This is a genomic window from Frankia sp. CcWB2, assembly GCF_977927585.1.
Window position 1 is genome coordinate 1 of record NZ_CDWRCM010000229.1, and the last position, 3,951, is coordinate 3,951.

At 70.6% G+C, this 3,951-nt stretch carries 4 protein-coding genes; 2 read left to right on the plus strand and 2 right to left on the minus strand.

Annotated features, from left to right (window positions below):
- Positions 1-86: 86 nt before the first annotated feature.
- The gene (locus ACY45C_RS18925) at positions 87-233 is read right to left on the minus strand and encodes a hypothetical protein (protein WP_462188914.1); all 147 of its coding nucleotides are present in this window, start codon (positions 231-233) and stop codon (positions 87-89) included.
- A 301-nt stretch (positions 234-534) separates the two neighbouring features.
- Between ACY45C_RS18925 and ACY45C_RS18930 the strand changes: the two genes are divergently transcribed.
- A complete protein-coding gene (locus tag ACY45C_RS18930) occupies positions 535-1,926 on the plus strand; it encodes a transcriptional regulator (RefSeq protein WP_462188915.1) in 1,392 nt (463 codons plus the stop codon).
- Between the two features lie 208 nt (positions 1,927-2,134).
- Positions 2,135-3,166: an endonuclease/exonuclease/phosphatase family protein gene (locus ACY45C_RS18935; RefSeq protein ID WP_462188918.1), complete on the plus strand. Its 1,032-nt coding sequence runs from the start codon at positions 2,135-2,137 to the stop codon at positions 3,164-3,166.
- Between the two features lie 61 nt (positions 3,167-3,227).
- Here the strand turns inward: ACY45C_RS18935 and ACY45C_RS18940 are convergent.
- Positions 3,228-3,951, minus strand: a 724-nt coding sequence (locus ACY45C_RS18940) for an enoyl-CoA hydratase/isomerase family protein (RefSeq protein WP_462188916.1), incomplete at its 5' end; no start/stop codon positions are given.

The window sequence follows — 3,951 nt, forward strand, 5'->3', positions numbered from 1 at the left end:
AGCTACAACTCAACTGATCACAAAAGTCGGGTTGGAGTACTAGTCCGTCCGGCCGGGCGGAACCATACCCCCGGCCGGATGCATCGTCACGGCCGCTTCCCCCCAGAGCGGGACAAGACGCCCCCGATGACGATCCGTCCGGGCCCCTCTCCGGCCCTCCGCACCCCCCCCGGGGCGCGCAGACGCGCCATGGGGACGTAATGAAGTAACAAATACGTGATCGAGAGCATCATCGCAGGTCACAGGCCCGTGGAGGGTTCGAAACGCGCAAGTTATTTCATTTCGACTCCCATGCAGATGTATGTGCAGAAAATGGATCCGCCGCTTTCCGTAACCGATTGAGATATTCCGCACCTTCTTTTACCGGCCATCCGGGGATCCGCTAGAGGCATCGGTCCCGACTCGTCGTGCATTCCGGCCGGGTTATGCACACCCTCTTCCTTGCAAGGTGACTGCTCGGCTACTTTCTGCCCAAGAGGTGCGCAAGGCACCGACATTGTGGATTTAAGTCACCTTTACCTAGACGGGGGACACATGTCGAATACGTCGTCTGAAAATCCCTCTCCCGTGACCCAGTTCGCGCGCCTGCTGCGGGAGGCCGGGGTATCCGACACCCGGTTCGCCCGGCAGGTGAACGCCCGCGCCCGCCATCAACGCCGGATCGAACTGGGCCTGGCCAGGACCACCGTCGGTCACTGGCGTCGCGGGATGCGGCCGCGTGACCCGATGGTCGCCGAACTCGCGGCGGCCGAGATGTCCGCGGCCCTGGGATACCCGGTCCGGCCGGTGGATCTGGGCTGGCGCGGGGAGTCCTATGAACGCGACGACCTCGGGCTGTCGAGCTCGAACGCACCCACCGAGACCCTCAGCACCCTTGCCGGACTATCGGGACGAGACATGCGGCGACGCGACCTGTTACACGACGGAACGGCCTTCATCGCATCGGCCTTCGCCGATCCGGTCCTCTCCAGCCTCACCGGAGTGGTTGACCGGATCGTCGGGCCGGAACCGACGGGAGCCTCCGCCGGCACCGTGATCCGGGATATGACCGAGACCTTCCGCCGACTGGACGCGAAGTTCGGCGGCGACGAGATCCGGCCTCAGGTCGTCGCCTTTCTGCACGACCGGGCCCGGGCCGCCCGGGAGGGACGGCCGAGCCTCTACCTGTTCAGTGCGCTGGCCGAGCTGACCCAGTTCAGCGGGTGGCTCGCCCAGGACAGCAACCGGCAGGCCCTCTCGCATCGCTACTACATCCAGGCCCTCAGCCTCGCCGAGCACGCCGACGACGCCATGCTCGCCGGCCGGGTGCTGTCCGCAATGAGCGACCAGGCCGCCCGGCTGGGCCATCCCCGGCAGAGCCTCGCCCTGGCCCGGGCGGCCCTCGGCCGCGCGGTGCGGCACTCCTCGTATGCTGTGCAGGCCATGCTGCACGACAAGCATGCCTGGGCGCTGGCACGCAACCGTGACGAGGCCGGTTGCATAGAGGCCCTGGACAAGATGGACCGGGCGATCGCGCGCAGCGACGGGGACGACGGACCGTCCTGGGCCGGCCACTACAACGCCGGCGGCGTCGCCGAGTGCCATGGTCACTGCCTGTTACTGCTGGGCCGCGCCCGACCGGCCGAGACGAAACTGCTCGAGGCCCGGAGCCTGCAGGGCGCGGCGCGCGCCCGAACCCGCAGCTACGCCGAGGCCGACCTCGCCCTGGCCTACCTGCGCCGACCGACTCCGGACCTGGAGGCCGCCCTGGAGGCGGGCTACCGAGCCGTCTCCGTCGCCGGGCAGCTGCCGTCCTCCCGGGTCACCGAGAAGCTGCGGGAGCTGGACCGTGAGCTCGACACGCACCCGACGGTGGCGGTCCGCGAATGGCACGAACGGGCGCGCCCACTGGTCGGCGCCACCGCCGACGCCACAGCCGCCACCTGACCGGTCACCGATAGCCGTCGCACGGGCGCCGACGACTTCAGCGCCGACGGCTCCCGGCGCCGGCAAGCCACGGCCATCGGCCCCACCGTTACCGACGTCTCACCACCGAACGGGCTGTCCGGGAGCACCCGCCTCCCGGACAGCCCTGCCAGCCGGGCACTCTAGTGCAGTGAGTTCCGCGCAGGAGTCCGGTTCCGCCGTGCCGGACATCGACCCCATCTCCCGGCACAAGAACATCCCGGTCGCCGCCCCGGAGCCCCGGCCGCGCCCGGCCTTCCCGGTCCGCCCCCTGGTCGTGATCGTCGCGTGGGTCACAGCGGCCGGGCTCGGGGGGGTCGCCCTCGGCCGGTTGGCCCATCTCGACGATGCGGTGGGCTGGCCCTACTCCGCGATCAACGCCGGGACCGAACTGCTCTACCTCCCGGCCTACGCCACCGTGGCGGTGGCCTTCGCACTCCGCCGCAACCTGCTGATGATCATCTCCATGGCCCTGATCGCCATCCATCTGTTCTGGACCCTGCCCGAGGTTCTCCCCGGCGGCGCCGAGGAGGCCCCGCAGGGTGCCGCGCGCCTGCGGGTGATGTCGGCAAACCTGCTTTACTACAACGACCGCGCCGACCGACTGGGCACGCAGATCCGCGCCGCGAACCCGGACGTGCTCGTCCTCGTGGAGCTCTCCCCGCTCACCCTGGCGCGGGTCACCTCGTCCGGGGCGCTGGCGAGCTACCGGTACCGCGAGGTGTACCCGGAGCCGGGTGCGTTCGGCGCCGCCGTGTTCTCCCGCTTCCCGCTGCACGACGCCGCGGCCCCGGTCGTCGGCGGATCGATGTCGTTGCGGGCCACCGTGGAGGTGGATGAGCGTCGACGCTTCGTCGTGTACGCGGTGCACACGATCTCACCGACGACCAGCGCCTACACCGACCAGTGGCGGACCCAGCTCGACACGCTGCGCGCGCAACTCGAGCACGCCACGCTGCCGGTCGTCATGGCCGGCGACTTCAATGCCACCCGGGACCACCGGCCGTTCCGCCGGCTGGTGAGCTCGGGGGTACGCGACGCGCACGACGTCGTCGGCGGCGGGTGGCAACCGACCTGGAACTCCAAGAGCCTGATCCTGCCGCCCGTGCTGCGCATCGACCACGTGCTGGCCTCACCCGCGTTTGCGGTGACGGGTTTCGAGGTCGGCGGCGACTTCGGCAGCGACCACCGGCCGGTCATCGCCGACCTGGCCATGCGGTAGCCCCCTGGCGCCTTCGGCGCCATCCGGGGACCCCTACCACAGGCACCGCACGGGGTTCCGGTCAGCGGCCGATGAAGTCGGCCTTGCCGGGCCCGCTCTCGAGGAAGGACTCCATTCCGATCCGCCGGTCCTCGGTGGCGAACAGCCCGGCGAACAGCGCCGCCTCCAGGCGCAGCGCCTCGGCCAGCGCGATCTCCGCGCCGTCGTCGACCGCGTGCTTCGCCGCCGCGAGCGCCATCGCCGGGCCGTTCGTGTACCGGCCCGCGATCCGCTTCGCCTGCACGTACACCTCACCCGCGGAAACGACGGCGTCGGCCAGGCCGATCTCCGCGGCCTCGGCCGCCCGGACCTGCCGGCCGCTGAAGATGAGGTCCTTGGCGCGGGACGGGCCGATCAGGCGCGGCAGCCGCTGGGTGCCCCCCGCACCGGGGATCACTCCGAGCAGGATCTCGGGCTGGCCGACCCGGGCGTCCTCGGCCAGGACCCGCACGTCCGCGCACAGGGCAAGCTCCAACCCGCCGCCCAGGGCATAGCCCGTCACCGCGGCGACCACGGGCTTCGGGATCCGGGCCACGACCTCGAAGGTGGAGTTCAGATCGCCCACCCAGGCGGATACCTCGGCGTAACCCATCGGCGCCATCTGCCGGATGTCGGCCCCGGCGGCGAACACCTTCTCCCCGCCATAGAGCACCACCGCGCGGACGTCCGACCGCCGGGTCGCCTCGACCGCGGCGGTCCGCAGCTCCGCGGCGACCGTGGAATCCAGCGCGTTCATCGGCGGCCGG